Source organism: Streptomyces sp. WAC04114 (genome assembly GCF_019733245.1).
GTDB lineage: Bacteria > Actinomycetota > Actinomycetes > Streptomycetales > Streptomycetaceae > Streptomyces > Streptomyces massasporeus_A.
The window spans coordinates 1-16,871 of sequence record NZ_JAIGQA010000042.1; the positions used below are offsets into that span (position 1 = coordinate 1).

Genomic DNA, 16,871 nt, shown 5'->3' on the forward strand with positions numbered 1-16,871 from the left:
GGGTCGGGCTGTCCGGCGGGCACGGCGGCCGGCACCGGGTCGGGCTGTCCGGCGGACACGGCGGCGGACACCGGGGCGGGCTGTCCGGAGGGCACGGCGGCGGACACCGGGGCGTCGGGGGTGCGTATGGGTTCGACCGGCTGCGGCCGCTCGGCCGGTGCCGGTGCTGGTGTCAGTACCGGTGCCGTTGATGCCGGTGCCGGAGTTGGTCCCGCCGCCGCCTCCAGGTCCTTCGCGACCTCCTCGGCGGCCGGCCGCTGTTCGGGGTCCGGTACCAGCAGTCGTGCGATCAGCGGCCCGAGGGGGCCGGCCCGCGTCGGTTCGGGCGGCTCGGCGGCGAGGATCGCGGCGAGCGTGGCCTCGGGCGTGGCCCGCAGGAACGGGGACGAGCCCTCGACGGCCGTGTACAGCAGGGCGCCCAGCGACCACAGGTCGGACGCGGGTCCCGCGATGCGGCCGGATGCCCTCTCGGGGGCGACGAACTCCAGCGAGTCCGCGGCGGACTCCCCGCCCGCGGTGAGGAAGCCCTCGCCCTGGACGTGGGCGATGCCGAAGTCGGTGACGACGACCCGCCCGTGCGGGCCGAGCAGCACATGGGCGGGCTTCACGTCCCGGTGCACGATGCCGACGGAGTGCGCGGCGCGCAGGGCACCGAGCACGGCGAGACCGATCCGGGCGGCTTCGCGCACGCCGACCGGGCCGCGTCGGAGCGCCTCGCGCAGGGACTCCCCGGGCACCAGCTCCATGACGATCCACGGCAGCCCGTCGAGCGCCTCGCCCGCGTCGAGATCGTCGGGGCCCACGGGACCGGGTCGTTCGTCCCGCTGCTCCGCCTCGACGACCACATCGTGGATGGTGACGGCGGCGGGATGGTCGACCCGGGCCGCGGCCCGGGCCTCACGGTGGAGCCGGTGGGCCGCCCGCCGGTGACCCTCGTCGTTCGGGCCGCCCGGCAACCGGGGCTGTCTCACGGCGACTTCACACTGTGCGAGGTCGTCGTGGGCCCGCCAGACGGTGCCGGTGCCGCCGGAGCCGATGCGCTCGATCAGCCGGTACCGCCCGCCGACCAGTCGGCCCCGGGCGTCGTCCGTCCCGCCCCCGTCGTTGCTCATGCCCCATCAGTACCCCGCGCGGCGCCTGCTTGTCGACGCGGGTCGTTTTGACGGCAGTTGGACCGACCGGGATCAGGTCTTGTCGATGTCCAGGTTCGCGATGGCCGCGCTCGCCACCTCACGTCCGCGATCGGTGAAGTCGCCCTTGCCGGGGTAGCTGACGGTGAGCTTGTACATGTCGCCGCCGGGAGTCCGGTAGTAGAAGATCTGGAGTTCCCGGGGGCGGGGGTTCTCGCTGTCTTCGGTGAGGAAGGGGACGGTGTTCCGGGCGGCCTTCTTGTCGCGGTACGTGGTCACCCTGGGGTCCGACTTCTTCGGCCCCTCGTCCATGTCGAGCTCGTAGCTGCCGCTCTCCTTGAACCGGGTGTCGTCGTCGTACATCTCGGCGGCCGCGGAACCGGCGATGTTGCCGCCGGTGTCCTCGGCCTTCTTCTCCAGCCTCAGGCCGATCCAGATGCTGCCGCTCCAGTCGGTGTACGTGACCCAGTGGCCCTGGTCGGACTTCCGGTCGGGCACCGTCCGCTGGTACTCGGCGGGGACGGCGAGTGACGCGGCGAGGTCCTTCTCCTGCTTGACCTCCCAGCCCTCGGGCAGCGGCCCGGCGAACGGGTCCGCGATCACCAGGTACGCCGTCACCGCCGCCGCGACGACCGCCGCACCCAGTCCGAGCCAGGCCTTCCGACCGAGCCGGACGCCCCGGCCGCCCTCGCCCGGGCCCCTGACCTGCACGGCCTGAGTGGGCAAGGTGGCGGGCGGGTTCGCGGCCGCCTCCAGCAGGGCCCGCACCTGCGCGGCGTTGGGCCTGCGGGCCGGGTCCTTGTGCAGCAGGCCGTTGATGGCCTCGGCGAGCGGGCCCTGGGCCGAAGCGGGAGGCGCGGGTGTGGCGTTGAGGACGGACTGGAGCGTGGCGGGGGTGTTGCTGCGGCGGAACGGGGAGACGCCCTCCGTCGCCGCGTAGAGCACCACACCGAGGGACCACAGGTCGCTGGCGGGTCCCGGGCGCTGTCCGAGCACGCGCTCGGGTGCGATGTACTCGGGCGAGCCGACGAAGCCGCCGGTGTCGGTCAGGTTGGTCTCGCCCTCGATCTGGGCGATGCCGAAGTCCGTGAGGACGACCCGGTCGTGCCGGCCGAGCAGGACGTTGTCCGGTTTCACGTCGCGGTGCAGGATGCCCGCCGCGTGCGCGGCCTCCAGCGCGCCGAGCACCTCCAGGCCGACCCGGGCGGCCTCGCGCGCGGACAGGGTGCCCTCCTGGAGCGCGTCGCCCAGTGAGCGGCCCCGCACCAGCTCCATCACGATCCAGGGCTGGTCCTCCACGACCGCGACGTCGTGCACGTCGACCACCGCCGGGTGGTCGAGCCGGGCCGCCGCCCGGGCCTCGCGGCGCATTCGCTCGAAGGCGTTGGACCGTTCACGTTCGGGAAGGTGCTCCGGGACGCGAGGTTCCTTGACGGCGACCTCCCGGTCCACCGTCTCGTCCTTGGCCCGCCATACCGTGCCCATGCCGCCGTGCCCGAGCTTGGCCAGCAGCCGGTAGCGTCCGGCGATGAGCCGCCCCGCACCGACATCCTCGGACATCTGAGCCGCCTGGGACGGCACGACCTGGGTGGGTGACGCGGCCGGGGTGGCGTAGGGATTGCCCGGCACCGGCGCCTGCTGGTTCGGCGGTTGCAGTACAAAACTCGTCGGCTCGTCGGCCCCGGATCGGGCTCCCCCGTTGCTGCTCATGGGTTCATCCATATCGCGCCAACCGCCCGCGGATCCACAAAGGACGCGAGCCGGTCACCGACCCGTGACGTCGAAGGGGGCTTATCGCCCTCTTTGTCGCGGTGCGGGGCTCGGGCGCCGTCACGGGGTGGCCGCGGACGCGCCCGGGGAGGCCGGCCGGGTTGTCGGCGCCTTCGAGGTCTTCGCCGGTGTCGATGCGGAACTCGTCGGCACGGGACCGCCGTTCCCATCCCCCTCCCCCGCGAGCAGGGCCGCCGCGGACACCCCCGCTCCCGCCATCGCCGCGACCAGCAGCGCCGCGATGAGCACGCGCCGCGTGGGCTGCCGGAAAAAGGGTTCCTCCGGCCGGCCCGGGCCGGCCGGCTCGACCGGCGACGCGGACGGTTGCCGGACGGGGAGGCTCAACGGCCGTCGACGCGGCACGTCCCCCACCGTCGGCGGGTAGTCGGGCGGTGGCGACATCGGCGTGCGGCCCGTGTCGCGAAAGGCCCGGAGCATCCGTTCCGCCCGGTCCCCGTCCAGCCGCCGGTCCGGATCGCGCTCCAGCAGCCCGCGTACGACGGGCAGGAGCGGCCCGGCCTGCGCGGGCGGTTGGATGTCGCCCACCACGACCGCGTGCAGGATGCCGCCCAGCGAGTCGCGGTGGAAGGGCGACTCCCCGCTGAGGGCCGCGCACAGCAGCGCGCCCAGCGACCACAGGTCGGACTCGGGGCCGGTCCTGGCCCCGGACATCCGCTCGGGCGCGGTGTACTCGGGCGAGCCGACGAAGGACCCGTTCTCGGTGAGCGTGGGGGTGCCCGCGACCTGGGCGATGCCGAAGTCGGTGAGGACGACCCGGTCGGTGCCCGTCTCCAGCAGCACGTTGTCCGGCTTGAGGTCGCGGTGCAACACCCCGGCCGCGTGCGCGGCGCCCAGCGCACCGAGCAGGGCGATGCCGATGCGGGCCGCTTCGGCGGCGTCGACGGGACCGCGCTGGGCGAGCCGGTCGGCGAGCGAGCCGCCCTCGATCAACTCCATGACGATGTAAGGGCGTTCGTCGTCCTCCACGACGTCGTGGACGACGATGATGTGCGGGTGGCTCAGCTGGGCGAGGGCCCGGGCCTCGCGCAGCGTACGGTCCCGCTGCCGACGGGCCTGCGCCGCGGAGAGCGTCTCGTCGTAGGGGAGCTCCTTGACGGCCACGCTCCGGCCGAGCAACCGGTCGGTCGCCCGCCAGACCACGCCCATGCCACCGCGCCCGAGTCTTTCCTCGAGCCGGTAACGGCCCGCGATGACACGCCTGCTGTGCCCCTCGGTCCCCATGCGGCAATCATGCCCCAACGGACGGAAGCCCTCCGGGACCGTGAGCCGCCGGTGGCCGAAACAGACAGCCCCTCGTCAGAAGTGCCCTCGCCTCAGGAGGTCTTCTCCTGCCAGCCCTGCAGCAACGCGGTGAACTGCTTGCTCACCGTCGGCCAGTCCGCCGCGGGTGACGACATGTAGAGCGCGTACTCGGTGCCGTCGCGGGCCACGTACGTCTCCTCGACGGCCCGGCGCGGGCCGGGGAACTTGATGTCCTTGGGCTGGGCGGTCCAGGTGTACTCCCACCGGGCGCCCTCCCGGTCACGGTAGACGTTGCGCTCCAGCCTGACCCGCTTGTAGTCGACCAACCGCTGAAGCTGCTGCTCCAGGTCGAGTTGGTGGGCGTAGGGGTCGGCGAAGTCCGGTGACCTGTCGACGGCGATCCGCACGAAGTGCCGTCCGCCGTCCGGTGAGTAGTCGATCTGCTTGAGCTCGCCCTGGGGGCCGAAGGGCGTGCGCTTCCAGCCCTTCGGCAGGTGGAGGCTGAACCCGGCGGGGTCGTCGTAGCGGATCCAGCTGTCCGGAACCGATCCCCCCGGCCCCTCCGTCGTCGAGACCGACGAGCCGGATCCGCCCTGCCGGTTCTGGTGCCACTGCTGGAGCACCACAGCCGTTGCTCCGCCGACGATGGCCGCGAGCGCGACGATCAGGGCGAGGGTGCGCAGCCTGCGGCGTCTGCCCGAACCGGCCGGCTGCGGGCCGGTCGACGTCGGGCCGAGCGTGGTGGCTTTGGTGGGGCCGTACGGCGTCGCACCGGCCGTGGACGTCCCGGTGACCGGGGGGCCGGCCAGCGGCGGGAGCGGTGTCCCGGTGTGCGAACCCGAGCGGGTGCCGACGACGGGACCGGTGCCGGAAGTGCCGGTGGCGACCGGCCCGGTGCCGCTGTGGGCGTCCCGGTACGGTGTCGCCCCGCCGTACTGCGTGGGGACGTACGCCTGCGCCCCGTTCGGCCGTCGTCCCTCCGCCGCCTCGGCGAGCATCTGCTCGGCCTCGGAGGCGCCGGGCCGGGTGTTCGGGTCCTTGCGCAGCAGGGAGATGATGACGGGGGTGAGCGGACCGGCGTGCCGGAGCTCGGCGGCCTCCTCCTCCACCACGGCCTGCATGGTGGTCAGCGGCGTGGTGCGGCGGAACGGCGACCGGCCCTCCACCGCCGTGTAGAGCGTCGCGCCCAGGGCCCACAGGTCGGAGGACGGGCCCGGGTCGTGGCCGCGTACGCGCTCGGGCGCCAGGTAGTCGACCGACCCGACGACCTCTCCGGTGCGTGTGATGGTCGTGTCGCCCTCGATCTGGGCGATGCCGAAGTCCGTGAGCAGGACGCGTCCGTCGCGGCCGAGGAGGACGTTGCCCGGCTTGATGTCGCGGTGCAGGACGCCGGCGGTGTGCGCGGCGCGCAGGGCTCTCAGTACCCAGAGGCCGATGCGCGCCGCCTCGCGTGGCTCGACGCGCCCCTCCTCCTTGACCGCGTCGGCCAGGGAGCGGCCCTCGACCAGCTCCATCACGATCCAGGGGCGGCCGTCGTGCTCCAGCACGTCGTGCACCGTCACGACCGCGGAGTGGTTGATGCGCGCCGCCGCCCTGGCCTCCGCCCGGGTGCGCGCCAGCAGGATCGCCTGCTCGCTCTCCGAGACGTAGAGGGCGGCCGTCAACTCCTTGATGGCGACGGACCGGTGCAGCACCTCGTCATGGGCACGCCAGACCCGGCCCATGCCGCCACTGCCGATGGATTCGGCCAGCCGGTAGCGGCCCGCGACGAGCAGGCCCTGCATCTGATTCACGTTGCCCCGCAATGGTCTTGACAGGGTCAGCGTAAGGACCCGCCCTCAACCAGGGAACAAGCGGGGTACCACGGTGACCGCACTGTGACGGTTGTCGCCTGCCGGGACGTGAGGCAACCAGAGTGTGAACTGCGGCGTACAGGCGGCGCGCCGGTCGCTCATCCCGTGGCCTTGTACGTCGCCGCCGCCCGCTCGTACAGCCGCGTCACCTCGTCCCGTTCGGATTCCGGGCCGCGCACCTGGACCACGTGATAGCGCCCCTCGACCAGCATCGCCAGATTGCGCACGTACAGCTCGCCCCCGTCGCCGCCGGTCCAGGTGAACTGCCCCTCGGCCATGGTCCGTCCGCCCACCTCGATCGTCTTCAGCCCGGTGGAGGTGGCCCAGCTGGAGTCGCGGTAGGGCTGCAACTCGCGCTCCCTCTCCCGCTGGTAGGTCATCGGGTCACTGCCGTACGACGACGCGCTGTCCCGGCCCGCTACGACGATGAGCTCGAAGTCGCCCTTGGAGTAGACGACCTGGCCGCTGCCGTTGCGCGGAGTCCGGTCCCAGCCCTTGGCGACGGCGACCTGGAAGCCCGCCGAGTCCTTGCGCAGAGTGAAGCCGTCGGCGACGTCCGGGTCGGTGGTCTGGGTCTCAGTGGTGCCGGCCGACGAGGACGGGCTCTTCTCCGGCCCGGGCGAGGTCTGGTCGGGCCGGGGCTCGCTGCTGGCGTCCGGCTCGGGCGCCCGGCCGACCTCACCGGCGGCTCCGGTGCGGTCCGCGCTGTCCGCGCCCTCGGTCTTCGCCTTGGGCATGAACAGCATGGCGTAGGCGATCGCCGCGGCCATCGCGAGCAGGACCAGCACGAGCAGGGTGCGGCCGAGACGGCGCGGCGAACCGGACTCCTGCTTGGCCCGCTTGTGCCGCCCGTGGTGCGCGGGCAGCCCGGCCTTGCGCCGGCGCACGAGCTCGCCCCGGCGCCGTACGACGGGCAGCCGCCGGGCGTCGACGGGCGGCGCGGCGATCACATGCACCCCGGCCTCCGGCTCGGGCGCCGAGCGCACCAGTGAGCGCAGCCAGCCGCGCACCTCCTCGAAGTCGAGGCGCTCGGTCGGGTCCTGACGCAGCAGCGACTCCACGACCGGCCGCAGCGGCCCGCACTCCTCGGCGTACGCGGGCGGCTCGGCGCACACCATCTGCACCAGCTCGGCCGTCGACTCCTCCGGGTAGGGCGCGTGCCCCTGCACGGCCCTGAAGAGCAGCGCGCCGAGCGCCCACAGGTCGGTCGCGGGACCGATCGGCGCGGCCAGCTGCCAGTTCTCGTGCACCGGCCCCGCCTGCTCGGGCGCCCAGCGCTCGGTCACGGGCCCGACCACGGCCATCCGCGCCTGCCGCGCCCGCTCTGCGGCCAGCGCCGTGGCCGGACCGCGCCGGGGTGCGGGGGTGTCGGCGACCAGGTCGTCCCAGCGGGTGGGCTCGCCGTGGGCCGCGGTGTCCGGGGCCGGGGGGAGCGCCGCCTGCTCGCGGCCCTGCGCCGCCGTCGCCCCGCCGGTCGCGCCGCGGGGCGCGGCACCGTGCCAGGCCGTCGTCCGTGGATGGCCGCCCACACCGTAGGGGTCGGCGATCCGCCCGGGCGGTACGGCCCCGGGGGCGGTGCCCTGTCCGGGGATGTACGGCGACTGCGCCGAACCGTTGGCGTGGGGCGCGCCCCCGGCGTCGGGGTCGGTGCGGGCTCCGGGCAGTGCCGCCCGGGTGCAGGAGGCACAGCAGGGCGGGCGGGCGGCACTGCCCGGATTCCTCGAAGGGTGGTTCGGGCACCGGGTCGTACCCGCACAGCGCCTCTTCCGCCGCGCCCACCGCCAGGCCGGTCAGCATCACCCGGCCGTCGTCGCAGACGAGCACCGTCCGCGCGGTGATGTTCCGGTGCACCCAGCCGTGCGCGTGCAGCACCCGAAGGGCCATCAGGACGTCGGAGGCGACCTCGGCCGCCCGGTACGGCGTCAGCGGCTTCTCGGCGAGCAGGGCGGCCAGCGGGCGCGCGGCCACCAGCTCGCTGACGATCCACAGCGAACCGCCCTCGGCGAACACGTCGAAGACCTGGTCGAGTCGGGGGTGGTCGGGAATCGCCGCTGCGGCCTGCGCCGCCTCCACCGCACGTCGCACCACCGGATCCGCGGGCCGCCGGGTGCCGGTGCGGGTGGCGCCCGCCCGGGCGCCGGACCGCCGGGCCCCACCGTCACGTGCCGTGAAACCGTCGGGCAGCCCCTCCGCGTCGAGGACCTCGGCCTCGACCACCTCGGGCAACGGCACCTGCCGGACCAGGACTTCCTGTCCGCTGTAGGTGTCGAAGGCACGGGTCTCGGTGAGTTCGTACTCGTCGGACGGCGGCAGTGGCAGGCGGTAGCGGTCGGCCAGCACCCGACCCGCGTAGTCGTCCACGTTGCCTCCCCCGGCAGCCCGGTCGGTCACATCCGTTCGCCCCGCGGTCCGATTCGGCTGCGCACGGTCCGCAAACATTTACGATACGTGCCGCAGGCAACCCGCAATGCGGGGATGCCAGATCTCACTCCCCAATCCCGGGGCGCCGCATGCTCAGGACTTGGGTTCGAAGGTCTTCGTGAGCGTCCGCCACGTCTCCTTGCGCACGTCGCCGCCCCAGCCTGCCGCCTTGGCCGTATACATCAACGCGTACCCGTACTTGCCGTCGACCACGAAACCCCGGTCGATGGTGCGGTACTTGGTGCCGCCGTCCGAGTAGGTGAACTCCCAGTCGGCGGCGTTCCAGCCGCGGTAGTCCACCTTCTCTATACGGATCCTCTTGTACTGCGCCCGCACCATGTAGCGCTCCTGGTTCTTCCAGTCCGCCACCGGGTCGCCCTTGGGCGTGGACGTCCAGGCGACGAGCAGCTTCTGCCCGTCGGGCCCGGTGAAGCGGTCGCCCGCCGCAGCCGTGGACTGGTACTTCCAGCCCTTCGGCAGACCGATCGAGTACCCCTGGTTCCCCTGGTGAGTCGACTCCGCCGCGGTGCCCTTCCCGCCGCCGGATCCGCCCTCGTCCGAGGAGTCGCCCGACTGGCCGGTGGGCGTGCCGTTCGAGGCGGGCCCGGACGACCCGGGCTCGCTCTCGGCGCCGTCGGTACGCGTGCCGTCGCTCTTGTCGCCCTTGGTGTCGGCGCCGTCCGACGCCGTGGCGACGGTCTTCCCGCCGCCTTCGCCGGAGGCACCCTTCGAGCCCTTGTCGTCACCGCTGAGCACGATGGCGAGCACGGTGCCGATCACGGCGAGCGCCACGACGACCGCGATGATCATCAGGGTCCGGCGCGGCACCACGTCGGTGAGCGGCGCCCGGGCCACGGGCCTCGGCGGCAGGTCCGGCGGCGGCACCACGGGCCACCCCGAACTCCGCCCCCCGGAGGCCGTCTTCGACTCCGGCGCACCGCGCTCACCGGCGGCGTCCGTCCCAGAGCCCGGCTTGGTCGACGACGCACCGACGGTCCCGCTGCGTCCCACGCCGCTGTCCGACGCGGAGGAGGCCGTGGCCGCCGATCCCGAAGAGTCCTCGTCGCCACCGGACTTGGCCGACGCGGCGGCAGCTCCCGCGGCAGCCGAGCCCGAGGCGGCCTTCCGCACGGAACGCAGCGCCCCGCGCAACCGCTCCCCGGCCTCCTCGCCCCGCTTGCCGCCGGACCCCGACGAGCCCCCCTTGCGCGAGGCCCTGTCGGGCTGTGCCGGCAGCGGCACGACCTTCGTGGCGTCCATCGGCTCGGGAGTCTCGGGCGCGTGCAGCACCGAGTTCAGCATCGCCCGGGCGCCCGCGTCGTCAAGCCGCTGTGCGGGGTCCTTGGTGAGCAGCCCGTGGATGACGTCCTTCAGCGGACCCGCGTTCTTCGGCTCCTCCAGCGGCTCGGTCATCACCGCCGTGAGAGTCGCTATGGCCGACCCCTTGTCGTACGGCGGCGCGCCTTCCACCGCCGCGTACAGCAGTCCGCCGAGGGACCACAGGTCGGCCGCCGGGCCCGGCTTGTGCCCGCGCGCCCGCTCGGGGGAGATGTAGGAGGGCGCGCCGACGAGCATGCCGGTCGAGGTGATGGACGGGTCGCCCTCGACCTGGGCGATACCGAAGTCGGTGAGCACGACCCGGCCGTCGTCGGAGATCAGGACGTTCGACGGCTTCACGTCGCGGTGCAGGATGCCCTCGCGGTGGGCGGAGCGCAGCACGTCGAGGACGGCGAGCCCGACCTCGGCGGCGCGCTTCGGCTCGAGCAGGCCGTCCTCCCGGATGACCTCGGCGAGCGACTTGCCCTCGACGAGCTCCATCACGATCCAGGGCCGGTCGTCCTCCTGGACGACGTCGAAGACCGTCACGGCGCTGTTGTTGCGGATCCGCGCGATGGCCTTGGCCTCGCGCAGCGTCCGCGTGATCAGCCGCCGCTTCTCCTCCTGGTCGATGTTCGTCGGGAACCGCAGCTCCTTGACGGCGACCGTCCGCCCCAGCGTCTCGTCCTCGGCGCGCCACACCGTGCCCATGCCGCCGCGGCCGAGCACCTTGCCCAACCGGTAACGCCCCGCGAGGAGACGCTCCCTGGTGTCCTGACGAGTGTCCTGACGAGATGTGCCCGCCCGCTCCGCCTCCGACATGCGTCCCCTCATACAACCCGCCCTGACAGAGCCTCCATTGTCTCTCACCCGACAAGTGCCCGGCGCCCAGGGGCCCCCTGGCGAGCCCCCGCGGCCCCGGCCCCCGGGCACCCGGGTGCGGCACGGCCCACGTGGCCTTGCATGATGGGCCCTGACCAGGGAGGAGTCCGCATGCCGTCGATTCGGACATTGCTGGCGCTGCCCGCGGCCGCAGTCCTCCTCGCCCTGCCACCGGCCGACTCGTCGGCCCTCTCGATGCCGCCGGTCGACGCGGTGCTGCCGTTGCTGGTGACGCAGGGCAGGGCCCCGGCCGCGGCCCTCCTCGCCCGGGAGGGCACCATCACCCGCTATGCCGCGAATGGCCCGGGAATCGCCCGGTCGGACCACTTCCGTGCCGGAAGCATCACGAAGACGTTCATCGCGACGGTCGTGCTGCAACTGGCCGCCGAGCACCGGCTGTCGCTGTCCGACACGGTGGAGCAGCACCTGCCGGGCCTGGTGCGAGGAGCGGGCAACGACGGCCGCGCGCTGACCCTGCGCTCCCTGCTCACCCACACCAGCGGACTGCGCGACTTCACCACGGACACCGGCGGAGCCGCCCCCGTCACACCCCGTCAGGCCCTGAACATCGCTCTCACCCACCCCCCGGCCGAACGCGGCCACTTCTCCTACTCCAACACCAACTACGTCTTGCTCGGCCTGGTCATCGAGGAGGTCACCGGCCACTCGTACGCCACTGAGGCCGAGCGCCGCATCATCACTCCCCTTCGGCTGACGGGCACCTCCTTCCCCGGGTCCCGCTCCTCGCTGCCCTCACCGCACGGTCGCGCCTACACCGCCGGCGGAACCGACGTCACCGCACTCGACCCGCGGGTGGCCGGAGCCGCGGGCGAGTTGGTGTCCACGCTCACCGACCTGGACCGCTTCTACGCGGCCCTGCTCGGCGGTCGGCTGCTGCCCCCGCACTGGCTGCGCGAGATGCTCGACACCCGTGCCGCACACGGCGCGTACGGCATGGGGCTGTTTCCCGAGAGACTTCCGTGCGGCACGAGGGTGTGGGGGCACAACGGGCACATATCCGGCAGCTACGTGCGCACCGCGGCCACCGTCGACGGCCGTCGTGTCCTCACCTTCCGCGTGAACACGGACGCGATAGCAGATCCCGGTCTCGAACCCGCGATGCTCGCGGCCGAGTTCTGCCCTCGCACCTCGTAGAACGACCCGCCCTCGAACGAAGATCCCGCTTCCCGGCACTCGTTCGAGTGACATGCGAAGGAACCCTGCCGTCGGACCTACAACGGCGCGATGTCCGGCGCCCCCAGCCGCGCCGCGTCCGCCGTCAGGTCGTCCGGCTGCCGCTGCGACTCCCGCTCGGCCTCCACCCGCTTCTGGTAGTGCTCGACCTCGCGCTCGATCTGGTCCTTGTCCCAGCCCAGCACCGGCGCCATCAACTGCGCCGCGTCGCGTGCGCTGCGGGTGCCCCGGTCGAAGGTCTCGATAGAGATGCGCGTCCGCCGGGTCAGCACGTCGTCCAGATGCCGCGCTCCCTCGTGGGAGGCCGCGTACACGATCTCGGCGCGCAGATAGTCGTCGGCCGCGGGCAGGGGCTTGCCCAGCGACGGGTCCTCGGCGATGAGCTCGAGAAGCTCCTCCGTCATCGCCCCGTAGCGGTTCAGCAGGTGCTCGATCCGCACCACGTGGAGCCCGGTCCGGGCGGCGATCCGCGCCCGCGCGTTCCACAGCGCCGGGTAGCCCTCGGCGCCCAGCAGCGGCACGTCCTCGGTGACGCACTCGGCGACGCGCATGTCGAGTCCGTGCACCGCCTCGTCCACCGCATCCTTGGCCATGACCCGGTACGTCGTGTACTTGCCGCCCGCCACGACGACCAGCCCGGGCACCGGATGCGCCACGGTGTGCTCGCGCGACAGCTTGCTGGTCGCGTCGGACTCACCCGCGAGCAGCGGCCGCAGACCCGCGTACACGCCCTCCACGTCGTCCCTGGAGAGCGGCACCGCCAGCACCGAGTTCACATGTCCCAGCAGGTAGTCGATGTCCGCGCTGGACGCGGCGGGGTGGGCCTTGTCGAGGTCCCAGTCGGTGTCCGTGGTGCCGATGATCCAGTGCCGGCCCCAGGGGATGACGAACAGCACCGACTTCTCCGTGCGCAGGATCAGCCCGGTCGTGGAGTGGATCCGGTCGCGCGGCACGACCAGGTGGACGCCCTTGGACGCCCGGACGTGGAACTGGCCGCGCTCCCCGACCATCGCCTGAGTGTCGTCCGTCCACACGCCGGTCGCGTTGACGACCTGCTTGGCGTGGATCTCGTACTCGCCGCCCGCCTCGACGTCCTGCACCCGGGCCCCGACGACCCGCTCGCCCTCGCGCAGGAAGCCCGTCACCGGCGCCCGGTTGGCGGCCTTCGCGCCGTACGCCACCGCCGTGCGCACCAGGTTCGCCACATACCGGGCGTCGTCCATCTGCGCGTCGTAGTACTGCAACGCGCCCACCAGCGCGTCCTTCTTCAAGCAGGGGGCCACGCGCAGGGCGTGAGAGCGCGTCAGGTGGCGGTGCACCGGCAGGCCCCGGCCGTGACCGCGGGCCATGGACATGGCGTCGTACATGGCGACGCCCGAACCGGCGTACAGCCGCTCCCAGCCCTTGTGCTGCAGTGGGTACAGGAACGGTACGGGCTTCACCAGATGCGGCGCGAGCCGCTCCAGCAGCAGGCCGCGCTCCTTCAGGGCCTCGCGGACGAGCGCGAAGTCGAGCATCTCCAGATAGCGCAGGCCGCCGTGGATGAGCTTGCTGGACCGGCTGGAGGTGCCGGACGCCCAGTCACGCGCCTCGACCAGACCTGTGGACAGGCCCCGAGTCACGGCGTCGAGCGCGGTGCCCGCACCGACCACGCCTGCACCCACGACCAGCACGTCCAGCTCGCGCTCGGCCATCGATGCGAGTGACTCGGCGCGCTGCGCCGGTCCGAGTGTCGCTGTCCTCACCGCTGCCTCCCGCTGATCGGTCGCGCGGGCCGCACCCGTCGGGTGAGACCCCGTCCGTATCCCCCTGCCCAGATTCTGACCGGGTTGCCCGACTTCAGCCACCACGGACCCTCAGCCTGTGGACAACGCTCACGGAACACTCACCGAAACTCGGCCGGGCAATCCCGCATATCGGTCATATTTACTCCTAGTCTGACATTGCGCTCGCCCGTCCTGTCCACAGGGCTTGCGCACCTGTCCCACTTCGGCTATCGGGAAGGACGGCCACGCCATGCCCGCAGATCTCGCCGTCATCGGACTCGGCGCGTACGGCCTGCCCCTGGCCCAGGCCGCCGTAGCCGCAGGCATCCCCACCCTCGGCTACCGGACCGGACCCGAGGCGGGCTCGCTCAGGCCCGCCGAACTGCGCCGGATGCTCTCGGGGGGCTTCCGGCCGACCACCGACCCGGCCGAGCTCGGCCGGGTGCGTACCGCGGTCATCTGCGCGCCGACCCCGCGGGGCGCGGACGGCGGGCTCGATCTGAGCCAGCTCGAAGCGGCCGCCCGTACCCTGGCCGCCCACCTGCGCCCGCACACCACGGTGATCCTGGAGTCACCTGTGTACCCGGGGACCACGGAGGAATTCCTGCGTCCGATCCTCGAAGAGGGCTCCGGGCTGCGCGCGGGCCGCGACTTCCACCTCGCGTACTCCCCCAGCCGCGTCGACCCAGGCAACCGGGACGTCACGCCGGCGACCACGCCCAAGGTCATCGGCGGCCTCACCCCGGCCTGCACCGAGTCGGCCGCCGCGTTCCACGGACGGCTGACCGACAAGGTGGTACGCGCGCGTGGACTGCGCGAAGCGGAGACCGTGCAGCTGCTGGAGACCAACTACCGACACGTGAACATCGCCCTCGTCAACGAGATGGCCGTCCTCTGCAACGACCTGGGCGTCGATCTGTGGGACGTCATCCGCTGCGCGGAGACCAAGCCGTTCGGCTTCCAGGCCTTCCGCCCGGGCCCCGGCGTCGGCGGCCACTCCGTCCCCCAGGACATGACCACCGGAGGCGGCCGCGGCCTGCGCATGGTGGAACTGGCCCAGGAGGTCAACAACCGCATGCCGGGCTACGTCGTCCAGCGCGCCGCCACGCTCCTCAACGAACACGGCAAGTCGGCACGGGGCGCCCGCGTGCTCCTCCTCGGCGTCACGTACAAGCCCGACCTCGCCGACCTCCAGGGCACCCCGGCCCAGGAGATCGCCCTGCGCCTGATGGAACTGGGCGCCTCGGTCAGCTACCACGACCCCCACGTCCCCGCCTGGAGGGTCCTCGACCGCCCCATCCCCCGCGCGGACTCCCTCTACGAGGCGGCGGCCGACGCGGACCTGACCATCCTGCTCCAGCAGCACCGCACCTACGACCTCCAGGGCCTGTCGGTGAAGGCCCAGCTGCTGCTGGACACGCGCGGGGCGGCTCCCACAGGGGCGGCGCATCGGTTGTGAAGGGGGGCGCGCGGGGTGCGTCAGCCCAGGGGACTGGTGGCATGCGGCACTCCGCCCGGGTACCTTACGGACACAGGTGGAGCCCACCGCAGAGGCCACTGCGGCAGGCTCCAGGATGGATCACGGAGTGTCCGCCCCTACTTCTTCTGGGGGCGGCCGCTCACCATCCGAAACAAGACGGAGCCCACCGCAGAGGGCACTGCGGCAGGCTCCAGGATGGATCACGGAGTGTCCGCCCCTAGTCTTCGTGGGGGCGGCCGCTCACCATCCGAAAATCCGCAAGATCCACCTCCTCCGGCACTGCACCGTCCGAAGACGGAGTCGGTCCCAGCGGGTGGGCTTGCGGTGACGTCCCATGGGCGCCCCCTTCCACGACGCCGCCCAGTGGCCCGGTGAACGGCTCGTCGGCATCGGGCCGGGCCCCGAGGGCGGGGTCCGGACCATGTCCTTGGAAGGGGGCACCCAGAAGAACCGGGGCGCCGATCAAGGACAGTAGCGCCTCGAAACCGCCTTCCCCGGGGCCGAACGGCCCGAAGGCACCCGTGCGCCCCCCAACGGCAACATGCGCCCCGCCAAAGCCACTTGGGCACGCAAAAGGGCCCGGCCACTCCCCCGAGTGACCAGGCCCTTCTCCGTCGGAACGGACTACCGCGAGTGCTGCGAGTCCGCCACCGTCACCTCGACGCGCTGGAACTCCTTGAGCTCGCTGTAGCCGGTCGTGGCCATGGCGCGACGCAGGGCACCGAAGAGGTTCATGGAGCCGTCGGGGGTGTGGGACGGGCCGGTGAGGATCTCCTCGATGGTCCCGACCGTGCCGAGGTCGACCTTCTTGCCGCGCGGCAGCTCCTCGTTCACGGCCTCCATGCCCCAGTGGTGGCCCTTGCCCGGGCCGTCGGTCGCGCGGGCCAGCGGGGAGCCCATCATGACCGAGTCGGCGCCGCAGGCGATCGCCTTGGGCAGGTCGCCGGACCAGCCGACACCGCCGTCCGCGATCACGTGCACGTACCGGCCGCCGGACTCGTCCATGTAGTCACGGCGTGCGGCGGCCACGTCCGCGACCGCCGTGGCCATCGGGACCTGGATGCCGAGGACGTTGCGCGTGGTGTGCGCCGCGCCGCCGCCGAAGCCGACCAGCACGCCGGCCGCGCCGGTGCGCATCAGGTGCAGGGCCGCCGTGTACGTGGCGCAGCCGCCGACGATCACCGGGACGTCCAGCTCGTAGATGAACTGCTTCAGGTTCAGCGGCTCGTGCGCGCCGGAGACGTGCTCCGCCGAAACCGTCGTACCGCGGATGACGAAGATGTCCACGCCCGCGTCCACGACGGCCTTCGAGAACTGGGCGGTGCGCTGCGGGGAGAGCGCGGCGGCGGTGACGACGCCGGAGTCGCGCACCTCCTTGATGCGCTGCCCGATCAGCTCCTCCTTGATGGGAGCCGCGTAGATCTCCTGCAGACGGCGGGTCGCGTTCTCCGAGTCCAGCCCGGCGATCTCGTCGAGCAGCGGCTGCGGGTCCTCGTAGCGCGTCCAAAGGCCCTCGAGGTTCAGCACGCCGAGGCCGCCGAGCTCGCCGATGCGGATCGCGGTGGCCGGGGAGACGACCGAGTCCATGGGAGCGGCCAGGAAGGGCAGCTCGAAGCGGTAGGCGTCGATCTGCCAGGCGATCGAGACCTCCTTCGGGTCCCGCGTACGGCGGCTGGGGACGACGGCGATGTCGTCGAAGGCGTACGCCCGGCGGCCGCGCTTGCCGCGCCCGATCTCGATCTCAGTCACGTCTGTGGCCTTTCCCTGATGCGTTGCAGCGTCTTCCAGTATCGCC

Annotated in this window: 10 protein-coding genes and 1 pseudogene; 3 read left to right on the forward strand and 8 right to left on the reverse strand. The window is 72.6% G+C overall.

The annotated features are described in order from the left end of the window. The 6 genes and pseudogenes from K4G64_RS14270 to K4G64_RS14295 all read right to left on the reverse strand — a co-directional run. The coding region (locus K4G64_RS14270; RefSeq protein ID WP_260460443.1) for a serine/threonine-protein kinase at positions 1-1,112 on the reverse strand (1,112 nt) is incomplete at its 3' end. A gap of 72 nt (positions 1,113-1,184) precedes the next feature. Then, positions 1,185-2,840 carry a serine/threonine-protein kinase gene (locus tag K4G64_RS14275; protein ID WP_221756417.1) on the reverse strand — a complete coding sequence of 552 codons (1,656 nt, stop codon included), beginning with the start codon at positions 2,838-2,840 and terminating at the stop codon, positions 1,185-1,187. Between the two features lie 120 nt (positions 2,841-2,960). Continuing rightward, positions 2,961-4,142, reverse strand: a complete 1,182-nt coding sequence (locus K4G64_RS14280) for a serine/threonine-protein kinase (protein WP_221756418.1) — start codon at positions 4,140-4,142, stop codon at positions 2,961-2,963. Positions 4,143-4,234: 92 nt separating this feature from the next. Next, positions 4,235-5,947, reverse strand: coding sequence for a protein kinase (locus K4G64_RS14285; protein WP_221756419.1), 1,713 nt, complete (start codon positions 5,945-5,947; stop codon positions 4,235-4,237). A 167-nt stretch (positions 5,948-6,114) separates the two neighbouring features. After that, positions 6,115-8,377 (reverse strand): annotated as a pseudogene (locus K4G64_RS14290) (protein kinase). A 153-nt stretch (positions 8,378-8,530) separates the two neighbouring features. Then, positions 8,531-10,576, reverse strand: coding sequence for a serine/threonine-protein kinase (locus K4G64_RS14295; protein WP_221756420.1), 2,046 nt, complete (start codon positions 10,574-10,576; stop codon positions 8,531-8,533). 171 nt (positions 10,577-10,747) lie between these two features. On the opposite strand from K4G64_RS14295, the gene K4G64_RS14300 reads away from it, so the two are divergent. Continuing rightward, on the forward strand, positions 10,748-11,791 hold the full coding sequence (locus tag K4G64_RS14300; RefSeq protein WP_221756421.1) for a serine hydrolase: 1,044 nt from the start codon (positions 10,748-10,750) through the stop codon (positions 11,789-11,791). Positions 11,792-11,868: 77 nt separating this feature from the next. On the opposite strand, the gene K4G64_RS14305 is transcribed toward K4G64_RS14300, so the two are convergent. Continuing rightward, complete coding sequence (locus K4G64_RS14305; protein ID WP_221756422.1) at positions 11,869-13,575, reverse strand: glycerol-3-phosphate dehydrogenase/oxidase; 1,707 nt, start codon at positions 13,573-13,575, stop codon at positions 11,869-11,871. Between the two features lie 271 nt (positions 13,576-13,846). On the opposite strand from K4G64_RS14305, the gene K4G64_RS14310 reads away from it, so the two are divergent. Together K4G64_RS14310 and K4G64_RS14315 are read left to right on the forward strand one after the other, a co-directional pair. Beyond that, a complete protein-coding gene (locus K4G64_RS14310; RefSeq protein WP_221756423.1) occupies positions 13,847-15,055 on the forward strand; it encodes a nucleotide sugar dehydrogenase in 1,209 nt (402 codons plus the stop codon). Positions 15,056-15,410: 355 nt separating this feature from the next. Beyond that, a complete protein-coding gene (locus tag K4G64_RS14315) occupies positions 15,411-15,551 on the forward strand; it encodes a hypothetical protein (RefSeq protein WP_221756424.1) in 141 nt (46 codons plus the stop codon). A 149-nt stretch (positions 15,552-15,700) separates the two neighbouring features. Here K4G64_RS14315 and K4G64_RS14320 read toward each other — a convergent pair whose 3' ends face one another. Beyond that, entirely contained in the window at positions 15,701-16,825 is a 1,125-nt protein-coding gene (locus tag K4G64_RS14320) for a GuaB3 family IMP dehydrogenase-related protein (protein WP_221756425.1), read from the reverse strand. Positions 16,826-16,871 lie beyond the last annotated feature (46 nt).